General features: G+C 61.4%; 29 protein-coding genes. 22 read left to right on the top strand and 7 right to left on the bottom strand.

What is annotated here, in order from left to right; all coding sequences use genetic code 11:
• Nucleotides 1-174 precede the first annotated feature (174 nt).
• Entirely contained in the window at nt 175-444 is a 270-nt protein-coding gene (locus IB241_RS27010) for a hypothetical protein (protein ID WP_192301233.1), read from the bottom strand.
• Between the two features lie 398 nt (nt 445-842).
• On the opposite strand from IB241_RS27010, the gene msuE reads away from it, so the two are divergent.
• The 4 genes from msuE (at nt 843) to IB241_RS26990 (ending at nt 5,024) form a co-directional block, all read left to right on the top strand.
• Nucleotides 843-1,406 carry an FMN reductase gene (msuE, locus tag IB241_RS27005; RefSeq protein WP_192301232.1) on the top strand — a complete coding sequence of 188 codons (564 nt, stop codon included), beginning with the start codon at nt 843-845 and terminating at the stop codon, nt 1,404-1,406.
• A gap of 9 nt (nt 1,407-1,415) precedes the next feature.
• A complete protein-coding gene (gene ssuD, locus IB241_RS27000) occupies nt 1,416-2,558 on the top strand; it encodes an FMNH2-dependent alkanesulfonate monooxygenase (protein WP_192301231.1) in 1,143 nt (380 codons plus the stop codon).
• 162 nt (nt 2,559-2,720) lie between these two features.
• Nucleotides 2,721-3,908 carry an acyl-CoA dehydrogenase family protein gene (locus tag IB241_RS26995; protein WP_192301230.1) on the top strand — a complete coding sequence of 396 codons (1,188 nt, stop codon included), beginning with the start codon at nt 2,721-2,723 and terminating at the stop codon, nt 3,906-3,908.
• Between the two features lie 12 nt (nt 3,909-3,920).
• Complete coding sequence (locus IB241_RS26990) at nt 3,921-5,024, top strand: sigma-54 interaction domain-containing protein (protein ID WP_192301229.1); 1,104 nt, start codon at nt 3,921-3,923, stop codon at nt 5,022-5,024.
• On the opposite strand, the gene IB241_RS26985 is transcribed toward IB241_RS26990, so the two are convergent.
• Nucleotides 5,013-5,378, bottom strand: coding sequence for an antibiotic biosynthesis monooxygenase (locus IB241_RS26985; protein WP_192301228.1), 366 nt, complete (start codon nt 5,376-5,378; stop codon nt 5,013-5,015). The genes IB241_RS26990 and IB241_RS26985 overlap by 12 nt on opposite strands.
• A gap of 101 nt (nt 5,379-5,479) precedes the next feature.
• Between IB241_RS26985 and soxR the strand changes: the two genes are divergently transcribed.
• The 10 genes from soxR to IB241_RS26935 all read left to right on the top strand — a co-directional run bounded on the left by soxR (nt 5,480) and on the right by IB241_RS26935 (nt 12,967).
• Nucleotides 5,480-5,920 (top strand): redox-sensitive transcriptional activator SoxR, encoded by a 441-nt coding sequence (gene soxR, locus IB241_RS26980; protein WP_192301227.1) that lies wholly within the window; start codon nt 5,480-5,482, stop codon nt 5,918-5,920.
• A gap of 84 nt (nt 5,921-6,004) precedes the next feature.
• The gene (locus IB241_RS26975; RefSeq protein WP_192301226.1) at nt 6,005-6,466 is read left to right on the top strand and encodes a VOC family protein; all 462 of its coding nucleotides are present in this window, start codon (nt 6,005-6,007) and stop codon (nt 6,464-6,466) included.
• A 344-nt stretch (nt 6,467-6,810) separates the two neighbouring features.
• Nucleotides 6,811-8,013: a PepSY-associated TM helix domain-containing protein gene (locus tag IB241_RS26970; protein WP_192301225.1), complete on the top strand. Its 1,203-nt coding sequence runs from the start codon at nt 6,811-6,813 to the stop codon at nt 8,011-8,013.
• A complete protein-coding gene (locus tag IB241_RS26965; RefSeq protein WP_192301224.1) occupies nt 8,010-8,546 on the top strand; it encodes a thiamine pyrophosphate-binding protein in 537 nt (178 codons plus the stop codon). Before IB241_RS26970 ends, IB241_RS26965 begins: the two co-directional genes overlap by 4 nt.
• Nucleotides 8,543-8,872: a hypothetical protein gene (locus IB241_RS26960; RefSeq protein WP_192301223.1), complete on the top strand. Its 330-nt coding sequence runs from the start codon at nt 8,543-8,545 to the stop codon at nt 8,870-8,872. Before IB241_RS26965 ends, IB241_RS26960 begins: the two co-directional genes overlap by 4 nt.
• Complete coding sequence (locus tag IB241_RS26955) at nt 8,869-9,429, top strand: DUF6162 family protein (protein ID WP_192301222.1); 561 nt, start codon at nt 8,869-8,871, stop codon at nt 9,427-9,429. The genes IB241_RS26960 and IB241_RS26955 overlap by 4 nt, the downstream gene beginning before the upstream one ends.
• A 19-nt stretch (nt 9,430-9,448) precedes the next feature.
• The gene (locus IB241_RS26950) at nt 9,449-10,369 is read left to right on the top strand and encodes a metal ABC transporter substrate-binding protein (RefSeq protein ID WP_192301221.1); all 921 of its coding nucleotides are present in this window, start codon (nt 9,449-9,451) and stop codon (nt 10,367-10,369) included.
• Nucleotides 10,366-11,112, top strand: a complete 747-nt coding sequence (locus IB241_RS26945) for a metal ABC transporter ATP-binding protein (RefSeq protein ID WP_192301220.1) — start codon at nt 10,366-10,368, stop codon at nt 11,110-11,112. The genes IB241_RS26950 and IB241_RS26945 overlap by 4 nt, the downstream gene beginning before the upstream one ends.
• Nucleotides 11,109-12,008, top strand: coding sequence for a metal ABC transporter permease (locus IB241_RS26940; RefSeq protein WP_192301219.1), 900 nt, complete (start codon nt 11,109-11,111; stop codon nt 12,006-12,008). Before IB241_RS26945 ends, IB241_RS26940 begins: the two co-directional genes overlap by 4 nt.
• A complete protein-coding gene (locus IB241_RS26935) occupies nt 12,008-12,967 on the top strand; it encodes a metal ABC transporter substrate-binding protein (protein ID WP_192301218.1) in 960 nt (319 codons plus the stop codon). The genes IB241_RS26940 and IB241_RS26935 overlap by 1 nt, the downstream gene beginning before the upstream one ends.
• An 18-nt stretch (nt 12,968-12,985) precedes the next feature.
• Here the strand turns inward: IB241_RS26935 and IB241_RS26930 are convergent, their stop codons facing one another.
• Nucleotides 12,986-13,699 carry a UTRA domain-containing protein gene (locus IB241_RS26930; protein ID WP_017734819.1) on the bottom strand — a complete coding sequence of 238 codons (714 nt, stop codon included), beginning with the start codon at nt 13,697-13,699 and terminating at the stop codon, nt 12,986-12,988.
• 406 nt (nt 13,700-14,105) lie between these two features.
• On the opposite strand from IB241_RS26930, the gene IB241_RS26925 reads away from it, so the two are divergent.
• The 6 genes from IB241_RS26925 to IB241_RS26900 all read left to right on the top strand — a co-directional run bounded on the left by IB241_RS26925 (nt 14,106) and on the right by IB241_RS26900 (nt 19,387).
• Nucleotides 14,106-15,182 carry an ABC transporter substrate-binding protein gene (locus IB241_RS26925; protein ID WP_192301217.1) on the top strand — a complete coding sequence of 359 codons (1,077 nt, stop codon included), beginning with the start codon at nt 14,106-14,108 and terminating at the stop codon, nt 15,180-15,182.
• Nucleotides 15,183-15,291: 109 nt separating this feature from the next.
• Nucleotides 15,292-16,098, top strand: coding sequence for an alkaline phosphatase family protein (locus IB241_RS26920; RefSeq protein WP_192301216.1), 807 nt, complete (start codon nt 15,292-15,294; stop codon nt 16,096-16,098).
• Complete coding sequence (locus IB241_RS26915; protein WP_192301215.1) at nt 16,095-16,931, top strand: ABC transporter permease; 837 nt, start codon at nt 16,095-16,097, stop codon at nt 16,929-16,931. Before IB241_RS26920 ends, IB241_RS26915 begins: the two co-directional genes overlap by 4 nt.
• A complete protein-coding gene (locus IB241_RS26910) occupies nt 16,918-17,718 on the top strand; it encodes an ABC transporter permease (protein ID WP_192301214.1) in 801 nt (266 codons plus the stop codon). The genes IB241_RS26915 and IB241_RS26910 overlap by 14 nt, the downstream gene beginning before the upstream one ends.
• On the top strand, nt 17,715-18,704 hold the full coding sequence (locus IB241_RS26905; RefSeq protein ID WP_192301213.1) for an ABC transporter ATP-binding protein: 990 nt from the start codon (nt 17,715-17,717) through the stop codon (nt 18,702-18,704). The genes IB241_RS26910 and IB241_RS26905 overlap by 4 nt, the downstream gene beginning before the upstream one ends.
• 29 nt (nt 18,705-18,733) lie before the next feature.
• A complete protein-coding gene (locus IB241_RS26900; RefSeq protein ID WP_192301212.1) occupies nt 18,734-19,387 on the top strand; it encodes an HAD family hydrolase in 654 nt (217 codons plus the stop codon).
• A gap of 144 nt (nt 19,388-19,531) precedes the next feature.
• Here the strand turns inward: IB241_RS26900 and IB241_RS26895 are convergent, their stop codons facing one another.
• A complete protein-coding gene (locus IB241_RS26895) occupies nt 19,532-20,494 on the bottom strand; it encodes a zinc-binding dehydrogenase (protein WP_192301211.1) in 963 nt (320 codons plus the stop codon).
• Nucleotides 20,495-20,632: 138 nt separating this feature from the next.
• Here IB241_RS26895 and IB241_RS26890 point away from each other — a divergent pair, with 138 nt between their 5' ends.
• Nucleotides 20,633-22,714: a carboxy terminal-processing peptidase gene (locus IB241_RS26890; RefSeq protein WP_192301210.1), complete on the top strand. Its 2,082-nt coding sequence runs from the start codon at nt 20,633-20,635 to the stop codon at nt 22,712-22,714.
• Between the two features lie 118 nt (nt 22,715-22,832).
• Entirely contained in the window at nt 22,833-24,602 is a 1,770-nt protein-coding gene (locus tag IB241_RS26885; protein ID WP_192301209.1) for a bifunctional diguanylate cyclase/phosphodiesterase, read from the top strand.
• On the opposite strand, the gene IB241_RS26880 is transcribed toward IB241_RS26885, so the two are convergent.
• From IB241_RS26880 to IB241_RS26870, 3 genes are all read right to left on the bottom strand, one after another.
• On the bottom strand, nt 24,599-24,970 hold the full coding sequence (locus IB241_RS26880; RefSeq protein ID WP_005786715.1) for a hypothetical protein: 372 nt from the start codon (nt 24,968-24,970) through the stop codon (nt 24,599-24,601). The genes IB241_RS26885 and IB241_RS26880 overlap by 4 nt on opposite strands.
• Nucleotides 24,967-25,305 (bottom strand): helix-turn-helix domain-containing protein, encoded by a 339-nt coding sequence (locus IB241_RS26875; RefSeq protein ID WP_192301208.1) that lies wholly within the window; start codon nt 25,303-25,305, stop codon nt 24,967-24,969. Before IB241_RS26875 ends, IB241_RS26880 begins: the two co-directional genes overlap by 4 nt.
• A gap of 95 nt (nt 25,306-25,400) precedes the next feature.
• On the bottom strand, nt 25,401-25,856 hold the full coding sequence (locus IB241_RS26870; protein ID WP_192301207.1) for a YkvA family protein: 456 nt from the start codon (nt 25,854-25,856) through the stop codon (nt 25,401-25,403).
• Between the last annotated feature and the right edge of the window lie 457 nt (nt 25,857-26,313).

Raw genomic sequence — 26,313 nt, 5'->3', positions numbered from 1 at the left:
GACAGAGGTCGTCAGGTTTAACCGATCGAATGCCATTAAAAAAGGACCACTTTAGGCAAATGTGCGTAGGAACGCTCCTGAAATTCAGCTTAACAGGCTGAAGTCGCCCCATGGAAAACAAAAACCCGAGGTTCCTTAAGGGAAAGCTCGGGTTCTTCGCTGCCAATACCCCACTCAACTGGGACGACCATGCAGGGTCACGCTTCGCTCGGCGTTCATTTCACCCTGGCGATCGAAGCTGTAGGACTTTTGTGGCTGCCCCAACAGTGCCGCGCGCTGCTGTTGATATTCATCAAACGACAAGCCGCGACGGCTCAGTGCTTCAAGGGCCAACTGCCTGCTTTCTTCCACCGAATAGGGACGCAACTCAGGCGCAGGATGAGTCGCACACCCGGCGACGACGGAAGTGACAAGCAATAAGGCAACAGCAAGCAATCGGTTCATGGTGGCGGCTCTGCGAAGTGGGTTTCGAGTCAATGAACACAGGCTACTCCCGCCCCTGGGCAGGGAAAAATCACCTGCCGTGATAGTCGCTATCAGCCGCCGAGGCACCTTCGATAGCTACGCCTTTTATATTCTTTATTGGTCTATAAATATGGAAATACGTTCATTTACGGAATAACCATAACCCTCTATAAATGGCAACACACTCAACGGGCACTGTTCGCCACGCAACTGTTGCCCAGGCAACAGCCATTCAACAAATCAGCAGGCCGACAACACCAGGAGTTTCCAGCACTGAGCCCACAGCCCGCGCCACTCAAGGCCCGCAGCCTTTGGTACAGCTCTTGCTCAACACGCTGCACACCTGCTGTGAACCACTGTTGAAAAAGGAACTGTTCATGACCCGTCCCCTGAATGTCGTTGCCCTCTCCGGCGGAACCTGGCGCCCGTCCCGTACCCTCGTATTGACCCAGGCCGTGCTGGCGGAACTCGCCACCCTGCTGCCCATCCAGACCACCTTGATCGAGTTGGGCGACATTGCCCGGCCATTGGGCGGTGCGCTGTCCCGCGACGAATTGCCGGCCGAGGTCGAAAGCCAACTGTTGGCCATCGAACAGGCCGACCTGCTGATCGTCGCTGCGCCGGTGTATCGCGGCTCCTACCCGGGCCTGCTCAAACACCTCTTCGACCTGGTCGGCCTCAACGCGCTGATCAACACCCCGGTGCTGCTGGCCGCCACCGGCGGCAGCGAACGCCACGCATTGGTCCTCGATCACCAGTTGCGTCCGCTGTTCAGCTTCTTCCAGGCATTGACCTTGCCGATTGGTGTGTACGCCACCGAAGCCGACTTCACCGACTACCAAATAACCAGTGAGCCCTTGAAGGGCCGTATCCGTCTTGCGGCAGAACGCGCTGCACCGTTGTTTGCAGCGCACTCCCCCTCCCTGCTGAAAATCGCTTAAGGATTCGCCATGGATGTTTTCTGGTTTCTGCCGACTCACGGCGACGGTCATTACCTGGGCACTACCCAAGGTGCACGGCCAGTCACCCTCAATTATCTGAAGCAAGTCGCGCAAGCGGCTGACAGCCTGGGTTACCACGGCGTGCTGATTCCTACCGGGCGCTCGTGCGAAGACTCCTGGGTCATCGCTTCCGCGTTGGTGCCGTTGACCGAGCGCCTGCGCTATCTGGTAGCGATCCGCCCCGGGATTATTTCTCCGACCGTTTCAGCGCGCATGGCCGCAACCCTGGATCGCCTGTCCAACGGCCGCCTGCTGATCAACGTGGTCACCGGCGGCGACCCCGACGAGAACCGCGGCGACGGCAGTTTCCTCGACCACAGCGAACGCTACGAAGTCTCCGACGAGTTCCTCAAGATCTGGCGTCGCGTGTTGCAGGGCGAATCGGTGGATTTCGAAGGTAAACACCTGCGCGTGCAGAACGCCAAGGCCCTTTACCCACCCGTGCAGAAGCCCTACCCACCGCTGTATTTCGGTGGGTCCTCCGACGCGGCCCACGACCTCGCCGCCGAGCAGGTCGACGTGTACCTGACCTGGGGCGAGCCGCCCGCTGCCGTCGCGGAGAAACTCGCGGATGTGCGTGAGCGCGCCGCCCGTCACGGCCGCATCGTCAAGTTCGGCATTCGCTTGCACGTGATCGTGCGCGAAACCGAAGAAGACGCCTGGAAAGCCGCCGACAAACTGATCGAGCACATCAGCGATGAAACCATCGCCGCTGCGCAAAAATCCTTCTCGCGCTTTGATTCCGAGGGCCAGCGTCGCATGGCCGCCCTGCACGACGGGCGCCGCGACAACCTGGAAATAGCCCCCAACCTGTGGGCCGGTGTCGGCCTGGTGCGCGGCGGTGCCGGCACGGCGCTGGTGGGCAACCCGCATCAGGTCGCGGCACGCATCAAGGAGTACGCCGACCTGGGCATCGAGAGCTTCATCTTCTCCGGCTATCCGCATCTGGAAGAGGCATATCGCTTTGCCGAACTGGTGTTCCCGCTGTTGCCGGAGCCATACACCAGCCTCGCCGGGCGCGGTATCACCAACCTCACTGGTCCATTCGGCGAAATGATTGCCAACGATGTACTGCCCACGAAAAAGGCTTGAGGGCAGTGAGAGCGGCTTTATGTGGGAGCGGGCTTGCCCGCGATGCAGACACCTCGGTATGTCAGTTAGCCCGAGGTAATGCTATCGCAGGCAAGCCAGCGCCCACAAAAGCCCGCTCCCTCATTTGGCCTTCATTACCAAATCGATATTGAGGAAACCCGCGTGACAGCCAACCCCCACAGCGTCCTGCCTTCCCCCTTGCAGACCGCCAAACTGCTGGCCGCCGAATTCGCCCTCAGCGCCGTCGAACGCGACGAGCGCGGCGGCACGCCCAAGGCCGAACGTGACGCGCTGCGCCACAGCGGCCTGCTGGCCCTGAGTATTCCCACCCAATACGGCGGCCTCGGCGCACGTTGGAGCGACACCCTGGGCGTCGTGCGTGAATTCGCCAAGGTCGACAGTTCCATCGCCCACGTCTTCGGCTTCCACCACCTGATGCTCGCCACCGTGCGCCTGTTTTCGCGCCCGGACCAATGGCAACCGTGGTTCGAACAGACCGCGCGCAAAAACTGGTTCTGGGGCAACGCCCTCAACCCGCTGGACACTCGCACGCTGGTCAAGGACTTCGGTGGCTGGCGTGAGTTCTCCGGCAAGAAAAGCTTTTGCTCCGGCGCCAGCGATTCGGAAATGCTCATCGCCTCGGCGGTGGATGAAAACGCCGGCGGCAAACTGCTGATCGCCGCCATCCCGAGCGGGCGCAGCGGCATCACCCTGCACAACGACTGGAACAACATCGGCCAGCGCCAGACCGACAGCGGCAGCGCCAGCTTCGAGCGGGTCCGCGTCGAAGAGTCGGAACTGCTGCTCGATCCCGGCCCGCTGAGCACGCCCTTCGCCTGCCTGCGCCCACTGATCGCGCAGTTGACCTTCACACACATGTTTCTCGGAATTGCCGAAGGCGCCTTCGAAGAAGCGCGCAACTACACCCTCACCGAAACCCGTGCCTGGCATAAATCCGCCGCCGCCGAGGTGCGCAACGACCCGTACGTGCTGCATCACTACGGCGAGTTCTGGGTGGCCTTGGAAGGCGTGCGCCTATTAGTGGAACGTGCCGCCGATTTGCTCGACCAAGCCTGGGCCAAAGGCCCCAACCTCAGTGAACACGAACGTGGCCAACTGGCGATTGCCATCGCCACCGCCAAGGTCGCCGCCACCCGCCAGGGCCTGGAGTTGTGCAGCCGGCTGTTTGAAGTCACAGGTGCACGCTCCACCCACGCGTCGCTGCGCCTGGACCGCCACTGGCGCAACCTGCGCACCCAAACCCTGCACGATCCAGTGGACTACAAACTCCATGAACTGGGGGACTGGGCGTTGAACCAATCCCTGCCGACTCCGACGTTCTACTCCTAAGAAGAGGTGCCCATGCAGCTTTTAACCTTACCGCCCTCGCCCGCCCTTGCGACCTCGATCCGCGCCACTGCCCAGGTCTTCGAAGACCCCAAATCCCAGGCGCTGCTCGACCACATCCAGCAAGTGGCGCCCAGCGAAGCCAGCGTGTTGATCATCGGCGAGACCGGCACCGGTAAAGAGCTGGTGGCACGGCATATCCACAACCTCAGCGCGCGGCGCAACCGGCCATTCGTGGCGGTGAACTGCGGGGCGTTCTCCGAATCCCTGGTGGAAGCCGAACTGTTCGGCCATGAAAAAGGCGCCTTCACCGGCGCCCTCAGTGCCAAGGCCGGCTGGTTCGAGGAGGCCGACGGCGGCACCTTGTTCCTCGACGAGATCGGCGATTTGCCGATGGCGATCCAGGTCAAGTTGCTGCGCGTCCTACAGGAGCGCGAAGTCGTACGCCTGGGTTCGCGCAAGAGCATTGCGATAGATGTGCGTGTATTGGCGGCGACCAACGTGCAACTGGAAAAGGCCATCAACGCCGGGCATTTCCGCGAAGACCTCTACTACCGCCTCGACGTGGTCAGCCTGGAACTCAGCCCACTGCGCGAACGCCCCGGCGACATCTTGCCGTTGACCCGGCATTTCATCGAAGCCTACAGCCAGCGCCTGGGCTACGGGCCGATCACGATCAGCCGCGAGGCCGAACACAAGCTTAAAAGCTACAGCTGGCCGGGCAATATCCGCGAGCTGGAAAACGTGATTCACCACACCTTGCTGATCTGCCGCAACGGCGTGATCGAACGCGACGACCTGCGCCTGTCGAACCTGCGCATCGAGCGCCAGGACGACAGCCAGCACACCACCGACAACAGCGCCGAAGCGCTACTGGAGCGAGCCTTCCAGAAACTCTTCGAAGAACAGGCCGGTGCCCTGCACGAAAAGGTCGAGGATGCCCTGTTGCGTGCCGCCTATCGCTTCAGCCACTACAACCAGGTGCACACCGCCAACCTGCTGGGCCTGAGCCGCAACGTCACACGTACACGCCTGATCAAGATCGGCGAGCTGGCGGTGAACAAACGTCGCCCGGGGGAAAACGTGCAAGGCGAACGGATGTTGCACTTATCCATTTAGGCGGCAGTGCAACGCATCGTCATGACTGCGCTCGAAACTGCGCAGCACCTGGAACGAACCAAAGGTCACGGCCGTGGCCTGGTGGGCGCGAATCAGCGTCCAGAAATCATCCTCGCCGTGCTCAAAGCGCTGGAACGCCGCCTCGCCATCCTCGCGGGACTGCCATTGCAGACAATTGAGCACCCGCCGCCCGTCATCGCTGACCTGTACGCTCGCACTCAAAAAACCGCCATGGTCCTGGGCCAGGCGTTCGCTTTGGATGGACAACGCCGCCACCAGGGCGACTTGCTGCCGGGGTTCGATGTGAAATTCGATCAGTTGAGTGAAACCGCGATTCTTCTCTGATACCTGCATGAACACTCCCCTTTCTCTGTAGGCAGAATCTTGCGATTCGATGCCACGCAGGGTAAAACCTCTAGTTAACTAGAGGTCAAGCGCTGTTTCGGAGTTTATGCATGCTCAACAAGGAACTCACCGTTGGCCAACTGGCCGCCCGCAGCGGCGTGGCAGTCACGGCCCTGCACTTCTACGAGGCCAAGGGCCTGATCAAAAGCAATCGTAACGCGGGCAACCAAAGGCGTTATCCACGGGATGTGCTGCGACGGGTGGTGGTTATCAAGATCGCACAGCGTTTGGGGATTCCCCTGGCAACCATTGGCGAAGCGCTGCATGCCTTGCCGGATGGGCGCGCACCGACGGCCAAGGATTGGGAGCGGCTATCCGCGTTGTGGCGTGAAGACCTCGACGAACGGATCAACAAGTTGTTGCTGCTGCGCGACAAGCTCAACGGCTGTATTGGCTGTGGGTGTTTGTCGTTGGAGGCATGCCCGTTGCGTAATCAGGGTGATCAACTGGGTGAGCGCGGGCCGGGGGCGCAGTTGCTGGAGCCCACGTGAAGGGCCAGTCAATGTGGTTGCCACGAAGGTGTGACCTATAGTGAAAAGGCCGTCCCTCCAAAACCACCACCTAAGGAGAACGAAATGAGCGTCAAACCTATCCCCGAGGGCTTTCAGAGAATTACCCCATACCTGGGCATCGAAAAAGCCGCCGAAGCGATCGAGTTCTACAAAAAAGCCTTCGATGCTATTGCGGTCATGCGCCTGGACATGCCCGACGGCAAGGTCGGCCATGCGGAACTGCGCATCGGTGGCTCGCCGATCATGCTGGGCTCGCCCTGTGATGAAAGTGCCTTTGGCAGCCCGCGCGATGGGCATACCAGCGTCGGCATCCACCTCTATGTGAACGACGTCGACAAGCAGTACAAACAAGCCATCGCCGCCGGCGGCACCGTGATATCTGAACCCAAGGATCAGTTCTACGGCGACCGCTGCGGCACGCTGAAAGATCCTTTCGGCCATGTGTGGTTTGTGGCCACCCGCAAAGAAGACCTGACCGAAGCGCAGATCCGCCAACGCGCCATGGAAATGTTCCAGCAAGGCTGAGGCTCCAGAAGCAACACCATCACAATGTGGAAGGGGGCCTGCCCCCTCCCACGCGTTCACCCTTGCCCCGTGTGACTCCAGGATGCAGGCACTCAGCATCAGGAGTCCCTGCATGTTCGCCGGCCTCGAAAAACACAGCTGCCACCTCAAGGCAGGATAAAGCCCTGCTGCGGGGTGATCACGTGTTCGCCCACAGGCCACTGAAACATTTACTTTCATTTATCGGTTAGGGATTTCTCATTCTCATCCGTCTTAACTTAGATACAGCCCGTCGCGTCAGCAAAAGCTACGACCGGCCTTTCCCGGGCCTCCATCGCCCCCCTCCGATCAAGACCCGCATTCACATGTCGAAGAAGTCACGCTCAAAACTCTGGTTTCTCGTACATAGCTGGCTGGCATTGCCCATCTGGTTCTTTGTACTGATCGTCTGCGTCACCGGCACCCTGGCGGTGGTCAGCCAGGAGATCGTCTGGCTGGCCAACCCGGACATCCGCGCCAGCAAGCCATCAGACGATGCCGAACCGCTGAGTTATGATCAGGTGATCGCCGCCATCAAGCGCGACGAGCCCCAGGTGTTCGTCCAGTCGATCAGCCGTCCCGACGAATCGCATTTCGCCCTTAGCGTCGACCTCAGCTACCCGGATGGGCGCTCGGTGGAGGTCTACGTCAACCCGTATACCGGCAAGATCCAGGGCATCAGCCCGTCCTTCAACTTCCAGGCCTTTACCCGCGCCCTGCACGGCTGGTGGCTGGTGCCATTCACCAATGGCTACAGCTGGGGCTGGTACCTGGTGTCGGCGCTCGGCATTCCGTTGCTGGCGTCGTTGGTAACCGGGTTGGTGGTATACAAGAAATTCTGGAAAGGCTTCCTGCGCCCGACCCTGCGGGTGCGCCACGGTGCGCGGATCTTCTGGGGTGACTTCCACCGCCTGAGCGGGATCTGGTCGATCTGGTTCATCCTGGTGATCGCCGTCACCGGCATCTGGTTCCTGATCCGCGCGATCCTGGGGGACAACCAGATTTCGTTCTCCACGGAGCCTGTGATCCCGGTGATTGCCCGGGAAAAGGTGCCCATGTCGCAGCCCGGCGTGCCGGCACCGATGATTCCGGTGGACGAGGCAATCAAGATTGCCACCCAGCGCATCCCGGGGCTGGAGGCGAGTTTCGTCAGCCTGCCGCTCAACGCCTACAGCCACCTGCAGATTGGTGGCCGCGGCTGGTACCCGCTGATGTACCAGACCGCACAGATCAACCCCTACGACGGAGAGGTCGCCGCCGCGCACCTGCTTTCCGACCGTTCAAAGCTGGAGTTCGTCACCGAGTCCATGCGCCCGCTGCACACCGGCGACTTCGGTGGCCTGTGGATCAAGCTGATCTGGGCGTTCTTCGGCCTGATCATGAGCATGATGGTCCTGAGCGGCCTGCTGATCTGGACCAAACGCACCGCCCTGGCCACCCTCAATGCCCTCAAGCGCGAAGCCAAGACGCAACGCGCGCCGGCTGCTATCGCGGCCATGCAGGCTGAAACTTCGGAGGCCCGCCCATGAGCAAGGTCCTTGCCGCACCGCCTTCGCCCCTGCGGGCCTTTTGGCTGAAGTGGCGTTTTCACATCAATGTCCTGCTGTTGCTGATCCCTCTGGGTTTCATGCCCAAGTACTTTGCCGACGCCGCGTTGTTCCGCGGTGACAGCGGTATCGGCGAACGCGTAGCCGGAGACGTGCAGGTCGGGCCCTGGAGCCTGACCCTCGCCGAGTTTCGCAATGAAGGCCCGAGCCCGGACCCGGCAGGCCCGATGAAGTTCTTCAACGCCGCCCTGTGCGACACCTGTGCCGAGCAGGTCAAGGCCACTTACCTGCGTATCGGCAAACCTCGCAGCCTGCGCGCTGCCGGGGTGATCTTCTTTGGCACGCCGTACCGCATGGGCGCCGCCCTGCCGGTGCCGGAACGCACGCCGGTAGACGCCGAAGTGTGGATCACCATGGAAGGCTGGGACGGCAGCATGCACCAGGGTTCCATCCCGCTGAGCCAGGCCTCGCCTGCCACCATTGCCTGGCTGAACAAGCAAGGAGTTAAACCATGACTTTGATGCGCCTGACCCGCGCCTGCAGCGTCCTGCTGCTGTGCGCCGGTTTCAGTAACCTGGCCCTGGCCCACAACCCGATGTGCGAATGCAAGGAAATCCCCGGCGAGCAGATCCAGTGCAAAGGCGGCTTCTCCGATGGCAGCGGCGCGCCCGGCGTGACCCTGGACGTGATTGGCTACGACGAAACCATCCTGGTGCCCGGCAAGCTCGGCCAGGATTCGACCCTGACCTTCAAGAAACCCTCCGCGGAGTTCTACGTGCTGTTTGATGCGGGCCCTGGCCACGTGGTGGAAATCGACCAAGCGGACATCCAGCCACAATGAGTACCACACAGGTTGTCCGCCCCGCCGGGGCCGGCCACGAAACCCTCTACGTCCTGCTGCTGTGCCTGATCATCCTCGCGGTGGCGGGCTCGGTGATCGCGTTGCACGGCGAAACCCAGACCGTCGCGGCCGTGCCCAGCCATCAACTCGACGCACGCCGCGACCTGAGCGCCGCCGAGCAAGGGATCTACGCCGACCTGCGGGTGACCCTGGATGAAATCCAGTTGCTGCAGCAGGAACACAGCGCCCTGCCAACGCCCGCGCAATTGGCCGAAGAAGGCTTCGCGCCCTTCGCCCAGGACGCCAGTTCAGTCAGCCGCGGCGACCATCGCTGGCAGGTGCTGGAGCCATCGTCCTACCTGGGCCTGAGCCAGGCGCCGGGCACCGCCGGGTCGCTGCTGATGCGCGTGCACGGTGCCGAGCCGGATGTCTGGCTCAATCGCAGCGCCAACCTGGCCGCTCCTTCCGACCTCTCTGACCAGGCGCTGATCGCAGCCGGCTGGCAACAGGTGGTCACGCAATTCGATGCCGGCGTGACGCGCCAGCACCGCCACTGAACGAGAAGACCGATTGCCCATGTCTATTTCATCCCCCCTGTTGCGCCTGTTGCTGGTTGGCCTGCTCAGCCTGATGCTCGCCCCGCTGGCGAATGCCGAAGCGGCCAAGCGCCTGCGCATCGGCATCACCCTGCACCCGTACTACAGCTATGTGAGCAATATCGTCGGCGACAAGGCCGAGGTCGTGCCGTTGATTCCCGCCGGTTTCAATCCCCATGCCTACGAACCGCGCGCCGATGACATCAAGCGCATCGGCAGCCTCGACGTGATCGTGCTCAATGGCGTCGGCCATGATGATTTCGCCGACCGCATGATCGCCACCAGCGAGCGCCCGGACATCCCGGTGATCGAAGCCAACGCCAACGTGCCGCTGCTGGCCGCCACCGGCAATGCTGCTCGCGGTGCGGGCAAGGTGGTCAACCCGCACACCTTCCTGTCGATCAGCGCGTCGATTGCCCAGGTCAACAACATTGCCCGCGAGCTGGGCAAGCTCGACCCGGACAACGCCAAGACCTACACCCAGAATGCCCGCGCCTATGGCAAGCGCCTGCGCCAGATGCGCGCCGACGCCCTGGCCAAACTGACCAGCGCGCCCAACCCGGACCTGCGCGTGGCCACCGTGCACGCGGCCTACGACTACTTGCTGCGCGAATTCGGCCTGGAAGTCACCGCCGTGGTCGAACCGGCCCACGGCATCGAGCCGAGCCCGAGCCAGTTGAAGAAAACCATTGATGAACTGCGCGCGCTGGACGTGAAGGTGATCTTCTCGGAGATGGATTTCCCGTCGACCTACGTCGAGACCATCCAGCGTGAGTCCGGGGTCAAGCTGTACCCGCTGTCGCATATTTCCTACGGCGAATACACGCCTGAAAAGTACGAAAAGGAAATGACCGGCAACCTCAACACCGTGGTGCGGGCGATCCAGGAGTCGGGAGCATGACGGCGGCGGAGCAACTGAAAGTCGCCAGCGTCGGCCCGACGATCGAGTTCGACAAAATCTGCCTGACCCTGGGCCGCACCACGATCCTCGACGGCGTGAGCTTCCAGGTAGAGCCGGGCAGCATCCACGCGCTGGTCGGCCCCAACGGCGGCGGCAAAAGCTCGCTGATCAAGACCTTGCTGGGGCAAACGCCGCACCAGGGGCAATTGCGCCTGCACTGGCCGACAGCCGTGGGTACCGTCGGCTACGTCCCCCAGGCACTGGAATTTGACCGCGGCTTGCCGATGACCGTGGATGACTTCATGGCTGCCATGTGCCAGCGCCGCCCGGCATTTCTTGGCCTGTCCACACACTATGCCAGCGCGATTGGCGATGCCCTGGAGCGCGTTGGCATGCAGGACAAGCGCAAGCGCCGCATGGGCGCGCTGTCCGGCGGTGAACGTCAGCGCGTGTTGCTGGCCCAGGGGCTGATCCCGGCGCCGCAATTGCTGGTGTTGGATGAGCCGATGTCGGCCCTCGATGAAGCCGGCATCCAGGTGTTCGAACGCCTGCTCAATGACTGGCGCCTGGCCGGGATCACCGTGCTGTGGATCGAGCACGACCTCGAAGCCGTCGGCCGCCTGGCCGACCGCGTCACCGGCCTGAACCGCCGCGTGCTGTTCGACGCCACGCCCAAAGAAGCACTGACCCCGGATCGCCTGCTGACCCTGTTCTCCACCCACCCTCGGAGCCCGGCGCAATGAGTTATGAAGCTTTTCGCTTGATGGTCCAGGGCTGGGCCTCTTCCGGGTACCTGCCGGAAGCGCTGGCCTATGGTTTTGTGGTCAACGCGCTGCTCGCCGGCCTGCTGATCGGGCCGGTACTCGGTGGTTTGGGCACGCTGGTGGTGGTCAAGCGCTTTGCGTTTTTCTCCGAAGCGGTCGGCCATGCCGCACTGACCGGCGTGGCCGTGGGCATCCTGCTCGGCGAACCCTACACTGGGCCGTATGGCGCGTTGTTTGGCTACTGCCTGCTGTTCGGCATCCTGCTCAACTACCTGCGCAACCGTACGGGCCTGGCGCCGGACACCCTGATCGGCGTGTTCCTCTCGGTGTCGCTGGCCTTGGGCGCGAGCCTGCTGCTGATCCTGGCGGGCAAGATCAACGTGCACATCCTCGAAAACGTGCTGTTCGGCTCGGTGTTGACTGTCAACGGCAATGATCTGCTGGTACTGGCGATTGTCGGCGCACTGGTGATGGCCCTGGCGTTGCCGCTGTACAACCGCATCATGCTCGCCAGCTTCAACCCTCAATTGGCGGCGGTGCGTGGCGTGGCAGTAAAGACACTGGATTATCTGTTCGTGATCCTGGTGACGCTGATCACCGTGGCGGCGGTCAAGGTGATCGGCGCGATCCTGGTCGGTGCGTTGCTGGTAATCCCGGCCGCAGCGGCGCGCCTGTTGAGCCAGTCACTCAAGGGCTTCTTCTGGATCTCGGTGGTGATCGCCACGGTCAGCACCCTGTGCGGCATCCTGCTGCCGATCATCTTCGACCTGCCGATCCCGTCCGGTGCCGCGATCATCCTGATGGCCGGCATCGCCTTCGCCCTCGCCGCCATCGCACGCGGCACCGTGCCCAGCCTCAAAGGGAATCTAGGATAATGCGCCCCGTCTTTCGCCCACTGGCCTTGGCCATCGCTTGCTTGATCAGTACCTCGGCACTGGCTGTCGACGGTTTCGAGCCCAACGGTTTCAAAACCAACCACGGCCTCGGCCATGCCGCGCTCAGCAAGGCCACCTCGATAAAGCCGGTCAAGGTGCTGGCTTCGCTGCCGGTCACCTACGGCTTGGCCGAGGTGTTGCTCAAAGGCACCGACGTGCAACTCGAACGCGCCGCGCCAGCCAACCTACCGGGTTCGCGGCAGGTGTCCTACTTCACCGGCCGTGGCGCCCCGGCGCTGGGCAAGCTGGCCGCGGATGCCGACGCCGCCATCGGCCTGCGCTCGCTGTGGGCCGATGACCCGCTGTACCCGGTAGCGCGACGCAGCAACATCCGCATCGTCGAAATCGACGCCGCACGCCCGGTAGACGGCGGCCTGCCGGGCATCGCCGTGCAGCCCGGCGTAGCCGACGGCTTGAACAGCCAGCCATGGCAATCAAGCAACAACCTGGGGCGCATGGCCGATGTGCTGGCCGCCGACCTGAGCCGCCTGGCGCCGAGTGCCAAGCCAAAGATCGACGCCAACCTCGCCGCCCTCAAACAGCGCCTGCTCAAACTCACCGCCGACAGCGAAGCGCGGTTGGCCAAGGCAGACAACCTCAGCGTGGTCAGCCTGAGCGATCACTTTGCGTATCTGGTCAGCAGCTTGAACCTGGAAGTCATCAGCACCGATGCGCGGCCGGACGCCGAGTGGACGCCGCAGGCCTTGCAGAAACTCAGTGCCGAGCTCAAAGACAACGACGTGGCCGTGGTGCTGCATCACCGGCAGCCAAGCGAAGCGGTAAAAGCGGCGGTCGCCGCTGGCGGTTCGCGACTGTTGGTCTTGAATGTGGATGGCGCAGACCCGGTGGCAGAGCTGGAAACCAACGTGGATCAGGTGCTCAAGGCACTCACACCCTAAATCCAACTGTGGCGAGGGTCACACCACATCCACGCCCACGTGGATCGCATCATGCCGCCAGAACTCCAGGTCACAATCGATCAACCGCTGGTGCTGGTCATAATTGACCCGGGCAATGCGCAAGCCGGGGCTGCCCACCGACACACGCAACGTCGCGGCAGCCTCCACCGGCAGTGACGTCGGCACGATTTCAAAGCGTACCCGCCCGTAGTGCAGGTCGTACTTGCGGGCATACAACTCGGTCATCGACTGATTCAAATCGCAGTCCAGAATCCCCGGAAAATACTGTGGGTTCAGGTAGTGCTCCACATACAGCACCAAGCGCCCGTCGATCCGCCGACCCCGGCAGATCTGGATCACACTCGACAACGCCGGCAACTGCAACCACGCACACACCGCCGCCGACGCCGGCTGCAAGCGCGCCGAGATCACTTCGGTGGACGCCACCCGCCCCTGGTCGCTGACCATCGCGTGAAAGTGGCTACGCTGCATCAGGTTGTAGGCCAGCCGTGGCGGCGAGACAAACCAGCCACGGCGTTCTTCGCGATAGATCTGGCCCTGGGCCTCCAGTTGTAACAAGGCTTCCCGCACCGTGATCCGGGTGGTACCAAACAACTCGCTGAGCTTGCGCTCGGCCGGGAGTTTGCTGGCGGGCGGCAACAGGCCGTGGTCGATCTGCTCTTGCAGCGCCAGGCCGATGGATGTCACCGCCTTGATTGCCTCATCACGCATCAACGTTACCTATCTGGACTAGACCAGCACCGTTCGGGTGCAGAAACCGCGCTGTATTTGGGCTGTTGCAGTTGCATGCCAGCCTAGGCATTGCAGATGACCGACAGATGACAGTCCGTGTCTGCCCCGCGCAGAACACCCTGCAATACATCGGCCAAGTCCAATCAATGCGGGCACCTGGGCATGGTCTACGCTCACTCTGAGCGCAGCGACATCAGCGATTTAAAAACGACATCGACATGAAACTGTCATCCACCGGGCCTAAATTGGCTCAGGTATTGCTGACCTAGACCAACTGAGGCGATTCATCACTGATTTCTTGGGGCGCCCCAAGAAATCAGTGATGAATCGCCCCCCGCAATCGTTCATAAAAACGCAGCGTTGATAACGCCCAAAGGAGCTTCGGATGAAACAGCTTTTCCTGGCATCACTGTTAGGCTCGACCATTGCCATGTGCACCGCCGCCATGGCCGCTGATACCGATCTAAAAACCCTTGAAGCCGCCGCGAAAGCGGAAGGCGCCGTCAACAGCGTCGGCATGCCCGATGACTGGGCCAACTGGAAAGGCACCTGGGAAGACCTGGCCAAGACCTACGGCCTCAAGCACATCGACACCGACATGAGCTCGGCCCAGGAAATCGCCAAGTTCAAGGCAGAGAAAGACAACGCCAGCGCCGACATCGGCGACGTCGGCGCGGCCTTCGGCCCGATTGCGGTGAAGCAGGACGTGACCCAGCCGTACAAACCGTCCACCTGGGCCCAGGTGCCGGATTGGGCCAAGGACAAAGACGGGCACTGGGCCCTGGCCTACACCGGCACCATCGCGTTTATCGTCAACAAGAAGCTGCTGCACGGCTCTGAAGTGCCTACCAGCTGGGCTGACCTGCTGACCGGCAAGTACAAGGTCTCCATCGGTGACGTAAGCACTGCGGCCCAAGCGGCCAATGGCGTACTGGCGGCGGCCATCGCCAACAAAGGCGACGAAAAGAACATCGCCCCAGGCCTGCAGTTCTTCACCAAGATTGCTCAGCAAGGTCGCCTCGGCCTGTCCAACCCGACCATCGCCACCATGGAAAAAGGCGAAATCGAAGTGGGCGTGGTCTGGGACTTCAACGGCCTCAGCTACAAGGCCAAGATGGCTAACCCGGATGACTACGTGGTGCTGATCCCATCCGACGGTTCGGTGAAGTCCGGCTACACCACCATCATCAACAAATACGCCAAGCACCCGAACGCCGCCAAGCTGACCCGCGAATACATCTTCAGCGACGCCGGCCAGCTCAACCTGGCGAAGGGCAATGCGCGCCCGATCCGCGCTGAAACCGACCTGAAACTGCCGGCCGAAATCGCCAAGAACCTGATCCCGGGCGAGCAGTACACCAAGGCCAACCCGCAACCGATCAAGGATGCCGACGCCTGGGAAGCAACTGCCAAGAAGCTGCCACAACTGTGGAACGAGCAAGTCATCGTAGAGATGAAATAACAGACCTGAAATGCGGTCAGTGTGGGAGCTGGCTTGCCAGCTCCCACAATTTGGTCCGGTTGGGTCAGAGAAATTGAGTCAAGCCTACTGTTGCGGAGCGCCTCCCCCCATGAAGCACAATGTCATCCTTGTCGTGCTCGACGGCCTCAACTTCGAGGTTGCAAGGCACGCCATGGGGCACTTGCAGGCCTATGTCGGCGCAGGACGCGCAGCCCTCTACAAGCTGGAATGTGAACTGCCCGCCCTGTCCCGCCCTCTGTATGAATGCATACTCACCGGCGTGCCTCCGATCCAGAGCGGCATCGTCCACAACAACGTCTCGCGCCTGTCCAACCAGCGCAGCATTTTCCATTACGCCACCGATGCCGGTCTGTCCACCGCAGCGGCGGCTTACCACTGGGTCAGCGAGTTGTATAACCGCACCCCCTTCCTCGCCGCCCGCGACCGTCATACCGACGACAAGGCACTGGCGATCCAGCACGGGCATTTCTACTGGCATGACCACTACCCGGACTCCCACCTATTTGCCGACGCCGAAAGCCTGCGCCGCAAACACGCACCGAACTTCCTGGTGGTGCACCCGATGAACATCGACGACGCCGGCCACAAGCACGGCCTTGACACCCCGCAATACCGCAACAGCGCACGCTCGGCTGACATTATCCTGGCCGATTACCTGCAAGCCTGGCTCGACGCCGGCTACCAAGTGTTGGTGACCGCCGACCACGGCATGAACAACGACCGTTCCCACAACGGCCTGCTGCCGCAGGAACGCGAAGTGCCGCTGTTTGTCTTCGGCGATGCCTTCAGCCTGGACCCCAACGCCACGCCGAAACAGACCGACCTGTGCGGCACCGTCTGTGAACTGCTGGGCGCGCCCCACGACAAACCTGTCTGCCGGGAGCTGTTGAAATGACCCGAGGCAAATGGTTGGCGCTGCTGTGTCTGGTGCCCTTCGCACTGTTCTTTATCGTGTTCGAAATCGCCCCGCTGGTATGGGTGCTGATCAACAGCCTGCAAACCGAAGAGGCCGGCTGGGGCATGGAAAACTTCGTGCGCATCTTCAGCTCGAAGTTCTACCTGCAAGCCATCCAGTTCAGCCTGGAAATCAGCTTCTACTCCAGCATATTCGGCATCATCATCGCCACGCTGGGCAGCTACTCGTTGCGCCGGGTGGATTCGCCACTGCGCAATTTCGTCACCGCTTTCGCCAACATGACCAGCAACTTTGCCGGTGTGCCCTTGGCGTTCGCGTTCATCATTTTGCTCGGTTTCAACGGCAGCATTACGATCATGCTCAAGCAGGCGGGGATCATTCAGGACTTCAATCTGTACTCCAAGACCGGCTTGATCATCCTCTATACCTACTTCCAGATTCCCCTGGGCGTGTTGCTGCTGTACCCGGCCTTCGATGCATTGCGCGAAGACTGGCGTGAGTCGGCTGCACTGCTCGGCGCGAATGGCTGGCAGTTCTGGCGGCATATCGGCCTGCCGGTGCTCACCCCGGCCCTGCTCGGTACGTTCGTGATTCTGCTGGCCAACGCCCTGGGCGCCTATGCAACGGTGTATGCCTTGACCACCGGCAACTTCAACGTGCTGCCGATCCGTATTGCCGGGCTGGTGTCCGGCGATGTGTCCCTCGACCCGAACATGGCCAGCGCCCTGGCCGTGGTACTGGTGGCGCTGATGACCGTGGTCACGGTGGTCCATCAACTGCTGCTCAAGAGGAGCTACCATGTCTCGCGCTGAAGCCGGCCCGGCCTCCCTCTACCACCGTGTGGTGGTGTATGTGTTGTTTGCGATCCTGGTGCTGCCGCTGGTGGGCACCTTTGTCTACTCCATCGCCAGCAGTTGGTCGGCGACCATCCTGCCTGCCGGTTTTACCCTGAAGTGGTACGTGCAGTTATGGAGCGACCCGCGCTTTCTGATGGCGTTCGGGCAGTCGCTGCTGGTGTGCGTCGGCGCGCTGATCCTGTCGGTGGTGCTGATACTGCCGCTGCTGTTCGTGGTGCATTACCACTTCCCGAAACTCGATGCGCTAATGAACATCCTGATCCTGCTGCCCTTCGCGGTGCCGCCGGTGGTGTCGTCCGTGGGCCTGCTGCAACTCTATGGCTCCGGGCCGCTGGCGATGGTCGGCACACCGTGGATCCTGATCGGTTGCTACTTCACCGTCGCCCTGCCGTTCATGTACCGCGCGATCACCAACAACCTGCAAGCGATCAACCTGCGCGACCTGATGGACGCCTCCCAACTGCTCGGCGCCAGCACCTGGCAGGCGGCGATCCTGGTGGTGCTGCCGAACCTGCGCAAAGGCCTGATGGTGGCGCTGCTGCTGTCATTCTCGTTCCTGTTCGGCGAGTTCGTGTTCGCCAACATCCTCGTCGGCACCCGCTACGAAACGTTGCAGGTGTACCTGAACAACATGCGTAACAGCAGCGGCCACTTCACCAGTGCCGTCGTGATCTCCTATTTCTTCTTTGTGCTGGTGCTGACCTGGGCCGCCAATATCTTGAACAAGGACAAAAGCCAATGAGCTTCGTCAGCGTCCAACACCTGCAAAAAGGCTACGCCGGCACCCCGGTATTCAGTGACATCAACTGCGAGATCGCCAAAGGTGAGTTCGTCACCCTGCTCGGCCCGTCCGGTTGCGGCAAGTCCACGCTGCTGCGCTGCATCGCCGGGCTGACGCCGGTGGACAGTGGCAAAATCCTGCTGGATGACCAGGACATCGTCCCGCTGAGCCCGCAGAAACGAAACATCGGCATGGTGTTCCAGAGCTATGCACTGTTTCCCAACATGACCGTGGAACAGAACGTCGCCTTTGGCCTGCGCATGCAGAAGGTCAACGCCGACGACAGCCACAAGCGCGTGCAGGAAGTGCTGCAACTGGTGGAACTCAAGGACCTCGCCGGCCGCTACCCGCACCAGATGTCCGGCGGCCAGTGCCAGCGCGTGGCCCTCGCCCGCTCCCTGGTGACCCGGCCGCGCCTGCTGTTGCTGGATGAGCCGTTGTCGGCGCTGGATGCGCGGATTCGCAAGCACCTGCGCGAACAGATCCGCCAGATCCAGCGCGAACTGGGCCTGACCACGATCTTCGTGACCCATGACCAGGAAGAAGCCCTGACCATGTCCGACCGCATCTTCCTGATGAACCAGGGCAAGATCGTCCAGAGCGGCGACGCCGAGACCCTCTACACCGCGCCGGTCGACGTATTCGCCGCCGGGTTTATCGGCAACTACAACCTGCTGGACGCCGACAAGGCGACCCAACTGCTGCAACGTCCGATCAACAGCCGCATCGCCATTCGCCCCGAGGCCATCGAGCTGAGCCGCAGCGGCGAACTCGACGCCCTGGTACGCAGCCACAGCCTGCTGGGCAATGTGATCCGCTATCGCATTGAGGCGCGCGGCGTGGAACTGGTGGTGGACGTGCTCAACCGCTCGGCCGACGATCTGCATCCGGACGGCCAGCGCCTGGCACTTTCCATCGACCCAAGCGCCCTGTGTGAAGTAGCCTGACGCAACGATTTACTGAGAGAGCACGACCGATGGCATTGGTAATTTTTGATCTGGACGACACCTTGATCCACGGCGACTGCGCCACCCTGTGGAGCGAGCAGATGGGCCGCCTGGGCTGGGTCGACCCGGAGTCGTTCATGCGCAAGAACAACGAGCTGATGGACGCCTACAGCCAGGGCGAGCTGAAGATGGAAGACTTCATGGACTTCAGCCTGGAACCGATGATTGGCCGCACACCGGCGGAAATCGAGCACCTGGTAGAGCCGTGGGTCGAGGACGTGATCGAGCCGCTGATCTACAGCGACGCCACCAGGGCCATCGCCCGTCACCGCGCAAATGGCGACCGGATTCTGGTGATCTCCGCGTCGGGCACCCATCTGGTCCAGCCTATTGCAGCGCGGATCGGCATTGATGAAGTGCTGGGTATTGAACTGGAGGTCAGTCATGGCGTGTACAGCGGGCGAACCGTGGGGGTACTGACTTACCGCGAGGGCAAAATCACGCGTTTGCTGGAGTGGCTGGAGCAGGAAGGCGAGACGTTGGAGGGGGCGTATTTCTACTCGGACTCGCGTAATGATCTACCGTTGCTGTTGAAAGTGGATCATCCGCAAGTAGTGAACCCCGATCCAGTATTGCGCGCCCATGCGGAACAAGCTGGCTGGCCCATCCACCACTGGATCTGATCACACCCTGCCGAGTTGAAAACCCAATCAACTGTGGGAGCTGGCTTGCCTGCGATAGCGGTGTGTCAGATGAAGAATTCTTCACTGATATACCGCTATCGCAGGCAAGCCAGCTCCCACATTGGTTGCATTCCGAGTTAAAGATCAGGCCAGCGTCTCATCGATCACCAACACCAACTTCCCGGAAATCTGGTTGGTCGCCAGCTCGGCAAACGCCGCCTCGGCATCCTTGATCGGGAACGTCTTGGCCAACTGCGGGCTCAGGCGCCCCTCGACAAACAACGGCCATACATGCTGGCTCAGGTCGCTGAACAGGTCAGCCTTGAATTGATCACTGCGACTACGCAGGGTCGACCCCAGCAACTGGATGCGCTTGCCAAGCACCTGGGCCAGGTCCAGCTTGGCCTCGCGACCGCCCATCAGGCCGATCAACACCCAGCGACCATCCAGGGCCAACAGCTTGAGGTCAAGGGCCGCATAGTCGCCGCCCACCGGGTCGAGAATCACATCGAACGGCCCGAAATCCCGCAGCCCTTCTATCCCATCCGTACGTACCACGCCGCCCTGGGCACCTAGAGCTTCGCAGTACGCCAGGCGCTCGGCCGAGCCCACGCTGACCCAGCACGGGCTGCCAAATGCCTTGCACAGCTGGATCGCCGCGGAGCCCACGCCACTGGCGCCTGCGTGCAGCAAGACTTTTTCACCGGGCTTGAGGCCCGCCAACTGGAACAGATTCAGCCACGCCGTGCTGTACACCTCAGGCAACGCTGCCGCCTCGATCAGCGACAGCCCCTCCGGTACCGGCAATACATGGCGCGCATCCACCACCACTTCTTCGGCCATGCCACCCCCGGCCAACAGCGCGCAGACGCGGTCGCCGACCTGCCAGGACGAGCCCGCCCCCACTTCACTGATCACCCCGGAACACTCCAGGCCCAGCACTGCACTGGCACCCGGAGGGGGCGGATAAAGCCCCGCACGCTGTAATAAATCGGCGCGATTCAGGCCCGCTGCCGACACACGAATGCGAACTTGGCCTACATCGCAGGTAGGACTGGGTTCTTCCAACCACTCCACGTGACCGTCAACGCCTTGCAATGCTTTCACAGTGCCTCCATAGTGAGTCTGGACTGAGCCCGTAGCAGTAGCGCCGGGCTTTTTGCATTATGCGACCGGACCATATGGAACCGGCTCCCTCAAAGACGGCCTAATATGCGTTATCAATTGCCCCCGCGTCGAATCAGCATGAAGCATTTGTTCCCAAGCACCGCCCTCGCTCTTTTCATTGGTCTCGGCTTCGCGTCGATGTCGACCAATACGTTCGCAGCCAACAGCTGGGACAACCTTCAGCCGGATCGCGATGAGGTGATTGCCAGCCTTAACGTCGTCGAGTTGCTCAAGCGCCATCACTACAGCAAGCCGCCGCTCGACGACGCTCGCTCGGTGATCATCTATGACAGCTACCTCAAGCTGCTGGATCCGTCGCGCAGCTACTTCCTGGCCAGCGACATCGCTGAGTTCGACAAGTGGAAGACGCAGTTCGACGACTTCCTCAAGAGCGGCGACCTGCAGCCCGGCTTCACCATCTACAAGCGTTATCTGGACCGCGTCAAAGCGCGTCTGGACTTCGCCTTGGCTGAGCTGAACAAAGGCACCGACAAGCTCGACTTCACCGAGAAGGAAACCCTTCTGGTGGACCGCAAGGACGCCCCTTGGCTCAAGACCACCGCAGAACTGGACGACCTGTGGCGCAAACGCGTCAAGGACGAAGTGCTGCGCCTGAAGATCGCCGGCAAAGACCCTAAGGCGATCCAGGAACTGCTGACCAAGCGCTACAAGAACCAGCTGGCGCGCCTAGACCAGACCCGTGCCGAAGACATCTTCCAGGCCTACATCAACACCTTCGCGATGTCCTACGACCCGCACACCAATTATCTGTCACCAGATAACGCGGAAAATTTCGACATCAATATGAGTCTGTCCCTGGAAGGCATCGGTGCCGTCCTGCAAAGCGACAACGACCAGGTGAAGATCGTGCGCCTGGTGCCGGCAGGCCCGGCGGACAAGACCAAGCAGGTCGCACCGGCCGACAAGATCATCGGCGTGGCCCAGGCCGACAAAGAGATGGTCGACGTGGTCGGCTGGCGCCTGGACGAAGTGGTCAAGCTGATCCGTGGGCCGAAAGGCAGCGTGGTGCGCCTTGAAGTGATTCCACACACCAATGCGCCAAACGACCAGACCAGCAAGATCGTGTCCATCACCCGTGAAGCGGTGAAGCTCGAAGACCAGGCCGTGCAGAAGAAAGTCCTCAACCTCAAGCAGGATGGCAAGGACTACAAACTGGGCGTGATTGAGATCCCGGCGTTCTACCTGGACTTCAAGGCGTTCCGTGCTGGCGATCCGGACTACAAGAGCACCACTCGCGACGTTAAGAAAATCCTGACAGAGTTGCAGAAGGAAAAAGTCGACGGCGTGGTCATCGACCTGCGCAACAACGGCGGCGGTTCCCTGCAGGAAGCCACCGAGCTGACCAGCCTGTTCATCGACAAGGGCCCGACCGTGTTGGTACGCAACGCTGACGGCCGTGTCGACGTGCTCGAAGACGAGAACCCGGGCGCCTTCTACAAAGGCCCGATGGCGTTGCTGGTCAACCGCCTCTCGGCCTCGGCCTCGGAGATTTTCGCCGGCGCCATGCAGGACTACCACCGCGCGCTGATCATCGGCGGCCAGACCTTCGGCAAAGGCACCGTGCAGACCATCCAGCCGCTGAACCATGGCGAGCTGAAGCTGACGCTGGCCAAGTTCTACCGGGTTTCCGGGCAGAGCACCCAGCATCAGGGCGTACTGCCGGACATCGATTTCCCGTCGATCATCGACACTAAGGAAATCGGCGAAAGCGCCCTGCCGGAAGCCATGCCGTGGGATACCATCCGCCCTGCGATCAAGCCAGCGTCCGACCCGTTCAAGCCATTCCTGGTGCAGTTGAAGGCTGACCACGACACCCGCTCCGCCAAGGATGCCGAGTTCGTGTTCATCCGCGACAAGCTGGCCCTGGCCAAAAAGTTGATGGAAGAAAAATCCGTCAGCCTCAACGAAGTCGACCGCCGCAAGCAGCATGCCGACATCGAGAATCAGCAACTGCTGCTGGAAAACGTCCGCCGCAAGGCCAAAGGCGAAGACCCGCTCAAAGAGCTGAAGAAAGAAGATGAAGATGCGCTGCCGGCCGAGGCGGAAAAAACCAAGCCGGAAGACGACGCCTACCTGGCCGAGACTGGCCGGATCCTGCTGGACTACCTGAAGATCAGCAAGCAGGTGGCCAAGCAGTAAATGATGGCAATTTAATGTGATGGCGACCCGAGCTGTCATCATATAGACATCATTCTGTCGTGAAATGAAGGACCGTCGGCTCACCGCCCGCGGTCCTTTTTTTTCGATCGAGATCGCCATGACCATGACCGAACAGCTGAATGCATTGGGCTCAATCCTGGCTCAAGGCAGTTTGCACAGCCTGTTCCAACCGATCATCTGCCTGTCCGAACGACGCATCCTCGGCTATGAGGCCCTTAGCCGTGGCCCCTCCAACAGCCCGCTGCACTCCCCTGTCGCGCTGTTCTCGGTGGCCAGCCAGGCGGGGCGTCTGAGCGAATTGGAAATGGCCTGCCGCGAAAGCGCGTGCCGGCGCTTCAGCGAACAGAAACTGCCGGGCAAGCTGTTCCTCAATATCTCCCCGGAGTCCTTGATGGAGACGGCGCACCAACCCGGGCGCACCCTGCAATTGCTGCGCGACTATGGCATCCCACCGAGCCAGGTGGTGATCGAGCTCACCGAACAGACCCCCACCGACGATTTCGACCTGCTGCAAACCGCACTGCATCACTACCGCAACATGGGGTTCTCGATTGCCCTGGACGACCTCGGCGCCGGCTATTCCAGCCTGCGCTTGTGGTCGGAGTTGCGTCCGGATTACGTGAAGATCGACCGGCACTTTATCGACGGCATCCATCAGGATGCGCTCAAGCGCGAGTTTGTCGGCTCGATCCTGCAAATCGCCAAGGCCTCCCGCGCCCAGGTGATCGCCGAGGGCATCGAGTTGCCGGAAGAGCTGGCGGTGCTGATGGAGATGGGCGTGGACCTGGTGCAGGGCTATCTGCTTTGTCGTCCCCAGGAAAATCCTCCGCAGGAACCACGCCAAATGCTGCCCAGGCCCGACAGCGCCAACGTGGCCCTGAGCGACGAAGGCAGCGACCTCAGCGCCCTGCTCAACGAACAACCTGCCGTGGACCAGGACACCGCCACCGCCCAGGTGCTTGAGGCATTTCGCCGCCAGGCCAACCTCAACTCCCTGGCGGTGCTCGATGGCCGCGGGCATCCGGTGGGTATCGTGCACCGGCATTCGCTGTCGGATGCGCTGCTCAAGCCGTTCGCCACCGACCTGTTTGCGCGCAAGCCCATCAGCCGCTTGATGAGCAGCGACTTTCTCGCGGTGGAGTTGAGCCAGTCGCTGCAACAGGTCAGCCGCCTGCTGACCAGCCGTGCACGGCAGCGTATCGAAGAAGATTTCATCATTACGCTGAACGGCGATTACCTGGGGCTGGGCCGCGTGATCGACGTACTCAAGCTGATCACCGAGCTGAAAATCCAACAGGCACGCTACGCCAACCCGCTGACCTTGCTACCCGGCAACGTGCCGATCCAGCAATGCCTGACGCGGTTGTTGCAACAACAACGGGAGTCGGTGATCTGTTACGTGGATATCGACAGCTTCAAGCCGTTCAACGACATCTACGGCTATGGGCGTGGCGATGAAGTGTTGCTGTGCCTGGCGCAGTGCCTGAACGACCGGGTCGACGCCAGCCGCGACTTTGTCGGGCATATCGGCGGAGATGATTTCTTGCTGGTATTGGGGCCGCAGGATTGGCGCAAGCGGCTCAACCAACTGCTGGATGACTTCCACACCCAGTGCAGGCGCTTCTACCGTGCCGAGCACCTCGAGGCTGGCTGCTTCGTGGCGTTGAACCGTCAGGGCGTACGTCAGGAGTTCGCGTTACTGTCGCTGTCCATCGGCGTGGTGCATTTATATCCACAGGCCTGTGGACAACTCGATGCCAGCCAATTGGCGGAGTTGGCGTCGCAAGCCAAGCACCATGCCAAGGACGTGGCCGGCTACAGCATCCATGTGATCGACAGCATGGACGCGCTGCCCCAGGCGCTTTAGGCCTCGGCAGATTCCGGGTATTCGTACTCGAATACCCGCACCACTTCCGAGGCATGCCAGGATGCCGCGGCCACGCCATCGGACGGCCCGCTGAAACGCCCTAGGCGCTCCACACATTCAAAGAAGCCGGTACGCGGCAGGCGGCTCGCACCCTGGCTGATCACCAGGGAACTGCGCAACGGCTGCTCGGCCTTGGCGTCCAGCGCTGCCAGGTGCTCCAGGGCGGCGGCCAGGGTTTGCATGGCCGGCGTGGGGAATTGCAGGCGCTCCAGCAGCGCGCGGTACGTCAGCAGATGGCGCTGGCGGCGCGCCTGGTCCAGTTCGTTGAGTAACCCATCCCAATGTTGACGGCTGATACGTAGGCTCAAGATTCATCCCTCCAACCTGCAACGCCCAATTCCCAGGCCAGGCTGCGGCGGATCGCGGCATCCGGCTGGCGTTCACCACTTTCGATCAATCCAAGATACGACGGGCTGATGCCCACGGTACGGGCCAGGGCCTCGATTGCCAGGCCCTTGGCTTCGCGCAAGCCGCGCAGGTCTGCGAGCGGGCGCAGATCCGGGACGGCGGCTTGGGCAGTAGAAACGGGGGGAGGTGTAGCGGGTTGTTGCTGACCGGCAGCTTTCAGCAGCGCCTGGTATTGATCCCAAGGCAACACCGCGTATTCGGGTTCGCCATTGCGTGAAATTATCTGAATATCCATGACTGCCCCGTAGGATAACAACACTTACTAAGTAAGCTCTTTCCTTAGGAGTGTAATCCTAACAGCCACAAAGGTCGCAGAGGATAGCCGTATCGTCAGTTTTTTTGCGGGTTTTCCTTGGCCAGCAGTGCCGGCGTCGCAGGCAGCCGCTCAACCACCACGAGCTTTTCCGGACGCTGTGCCTCACGCCAGGCGCGAAAAGCGCTCAGCTCGTCGTTCAGGGTCTTCATGAGCCATGCCAGCACGGCGATGTCATCGAGCATGCCGAACAACGGGATAAAGTCCGGGATCGCATCTATCGGACTGAGAAAGTACATCAGCCCCGCCACCACCGAGACCAGTGCCTTGGGGCTGATCGCCCGATACTCGCCACGCCAGTACGCCAGGCACAGGGCCTGAAGCAATTTGAGATCATCCTTGAGCTTACCCAGGCGGTTGCCCTGGCTGGAGCCCTTGGCAGCGACGGCGAAGAGCAGCGTCGGCAAACGGCCACGGCCGAGCAAACGCGCCGCCATGGGCAGGAAACGGGTGAAATTGAAGGGTGGTTTCATTCGTCACTCCAGTTCCAGGCGAACACAAATGTTATCCACACAAATTGTGGATAACCTTGTGAACAGAGCCGGTTTTGCTGGCTGAAAGCCACGGTTTACAAGGCTTGCAGTCAGATCGGGCGTTTTTTGCGCACTTGAAAAAAACCCAATATTTCATTGACTTGGCGTTGCTGTGCGGCTAGCCGTGTTCGAGTGTTATATCAGACTGTTGCCTGCTACAGACGTTCGCTTGAATCTCTTGTAGTGAGCGGGCTTGCCCCGCGCTGGGGGGCGAAGCCGCCCTAAATCCGGCATCGCGGTCTTCCTGATACACCGCGGCGAACCTATTCAGGGCGGCTTCGCCACCCAGCGCGGGTGTAGAACCGTAGACATCCTTTACATCTGAAACCGGGGACATCGTTTACACATTTTAGGCTTGGACGCGGCCCATGCCTCGTCCAAGCCTCCCTAGGGGATA

Source organism: Pseudomonas sp. PDM05 (genome assembly GCF_014851685.1).
Taxonomy (GTDB): Bacteria; Pseudomonadota; Gammaproteobacteria; order Pseudomonadales; family Pseudomonadaceae; genus Aquipseudomonas.
This window is presented reverse-complemented; position numbering and strand designations above follow the sequence as displayed.

Coding starts and splice junctions, on each gene's coding strand:
- IB241_RS27010 (WP_192301233.1), bottom strand. CDS start 444: ATGAACCGATTGCTTGCTGTTGCCTTATTGCTTGTCACTTCCGTCGTC.
- msuE (WP_192301232.1), top strand. CDS start 843: ATGACCCGTCCCCTGAATGTCGTTGCCCTCTCCGGCGGAACCTGGCGC.
- ssuD (WP_192301231.1), top strand. CDS start 1,416: ATGGATGTTTTCTGGTTTCTGCCGACTCACGGCGACGGTCATTACCTG.
- IB241_RS26990 (WP_192301229.1), top strand. CDS start 3,921: ATGCAGCTTTTAACCTTACCGCCCTCGCCCGCCCTTGCGACCTCGATC.
- IB241_RS26985 (WP_192301228.1), bottom strand. CDS start 5,378: ATGCAGGTATCAGAGAAGAATCGCGGTTTCACTCAACTGATCGAATTT.
- soxR (WP_192301227.1), top strand. CDS start 5,480: ATGCTCAACAAGGAACTCACCGTTGGCCAACTGGCCGCCCGCAGCGGC.
- IB241_RS26975 (WP_192301226.1), top strand. CDS start 6,005: ATGAGCGTCAAACCTATCCCCGAGGGCTTTCAGAGAATTACCCCATAC.
- IB241_RS26970 (WP_192301225.1), top strand. CDS start 6,811: ATGTCGAAGAAGTCACGCTCAAAACTCTGGTTTCTCGTACATAGCTGG.
- IB241_RS26965 (WP_192301224.1), top strand. CDS start 8,010: ATGAGCAAGGTCCTTGCCGCACCGCCTTCGCCCCTGCGGGCCTTTTGG.
- IB241_RS26960 (WP_192301223.1), top strand. CDS start 8,543: ATGACTTTGATGCGCCTGACCCGCGCCTGCAGCGTCCTGCTGCTGTGC.
- IB241_RS26955 (WP_192301222.1), top strand. CDS start 8,869: ATGAGTACCACACAGGTTGTCCGCCCCGCCGGGGCCGGCCACGAAACC.
- IB241_RS26950 (WP_192301221.1), top strand. CDS start 9,449: ATGTCTATTTCATCCCCCCTGTTGCGCCTGTTGCTGGTTGGCCTGCTC.
- IB241_RS26945 (WP_192301220.1), top strand. CDS start 10,366: ATGACGGCGGCGGAGCAACTGAAAGTCGCCAGCGTCGGCCCGACGATC.
- IB241_RS26940 (WP_192301219.1), top strand. CDS start 11,109: ATGAGTTATGAAGCTTTTCGCTTGATGGTCCAGGGCTGGGCCTCTTCC.
- IB241_RS26935 (WP_192301218.1), top strand. CDS start 12,008: ATGCGCCCCGTCTTTCGCCCACTGGCCTTGGCCATCGCTTGCTTGATC.
- IB241_RS26930 (WP_017734819.1), bottom strand. CDS start 13,699: ATGCGTGATGAGGCAATCAAGGCGGTGACATCCATCGGCCTGGCGCTG.
- IB241_RS26925 (WP_192301217.1), top strand. CDS start 14,106: ATGAAACAGCTTTTCCTGGCATCACTGTTAGGCTCGACCATTGCCATG.
- IB241_RS26920 (WP_192301216.1), top strand. CDS start 15,292: ATGAAGCACAATGTCATCCTTGTCGTGCTCGACGGCCTCAACTTCGAG.
- IB241_RS26915 (WP_192301215.1), top strand. CDS start 16,095: ATGACCCGAGGCAAATGGTTGGCGCTGCTGTGTCTGGTGCCCTTCGCA.
- IB241_RS26910 (WP_192301214.1), top strand. CDS start 16,918: ATGTCTCGCGCTGAAGCCGGCCCGGCCTCCCTCTACCACCGTGTGGTG.
- IB241_RS26905 (WP_192301213.1), top strand. CDS start 17,715: ATGAGCTTCGTCAGCGTCCAACACCTGCAAAAAGGCTACGCCGGCACC.
- IB241_RS26900 (WP_192301212.1), top strand. CDS start 18,734: ATGGCATTGGTAATTTTTGATCTGGACGACACCTTGATCCACGGCGAC.
- IB241_RS26890 (WP_192301210.1), top strand. CDS start 20,633: ATGAAGCATTTGTTCCCAAGCACCGCCCTCGCTCTTTTCATTGGTCTC.
- IB241_RS26885 (WP_192301209.1), top strand. CDS start 22,833: ATGACCATGACCGAACAGCTGAATGCATTGGGCTCAATCCTGGCTCAA.
- IB241_RS26875 (WP_192301208.1), bottom strand. CDS start 25,305: ATGGATATTCAGATAATTTCACGCAATGGCGAACCCGAATACGCGGTG.
- IB241_RS26870 (WP_192301207.1), bottom strand. CDS start 25,856: ATGAAACCACCCTTCAATTTCACCCGTTTCCTGCCCATGGCGGCGCGT.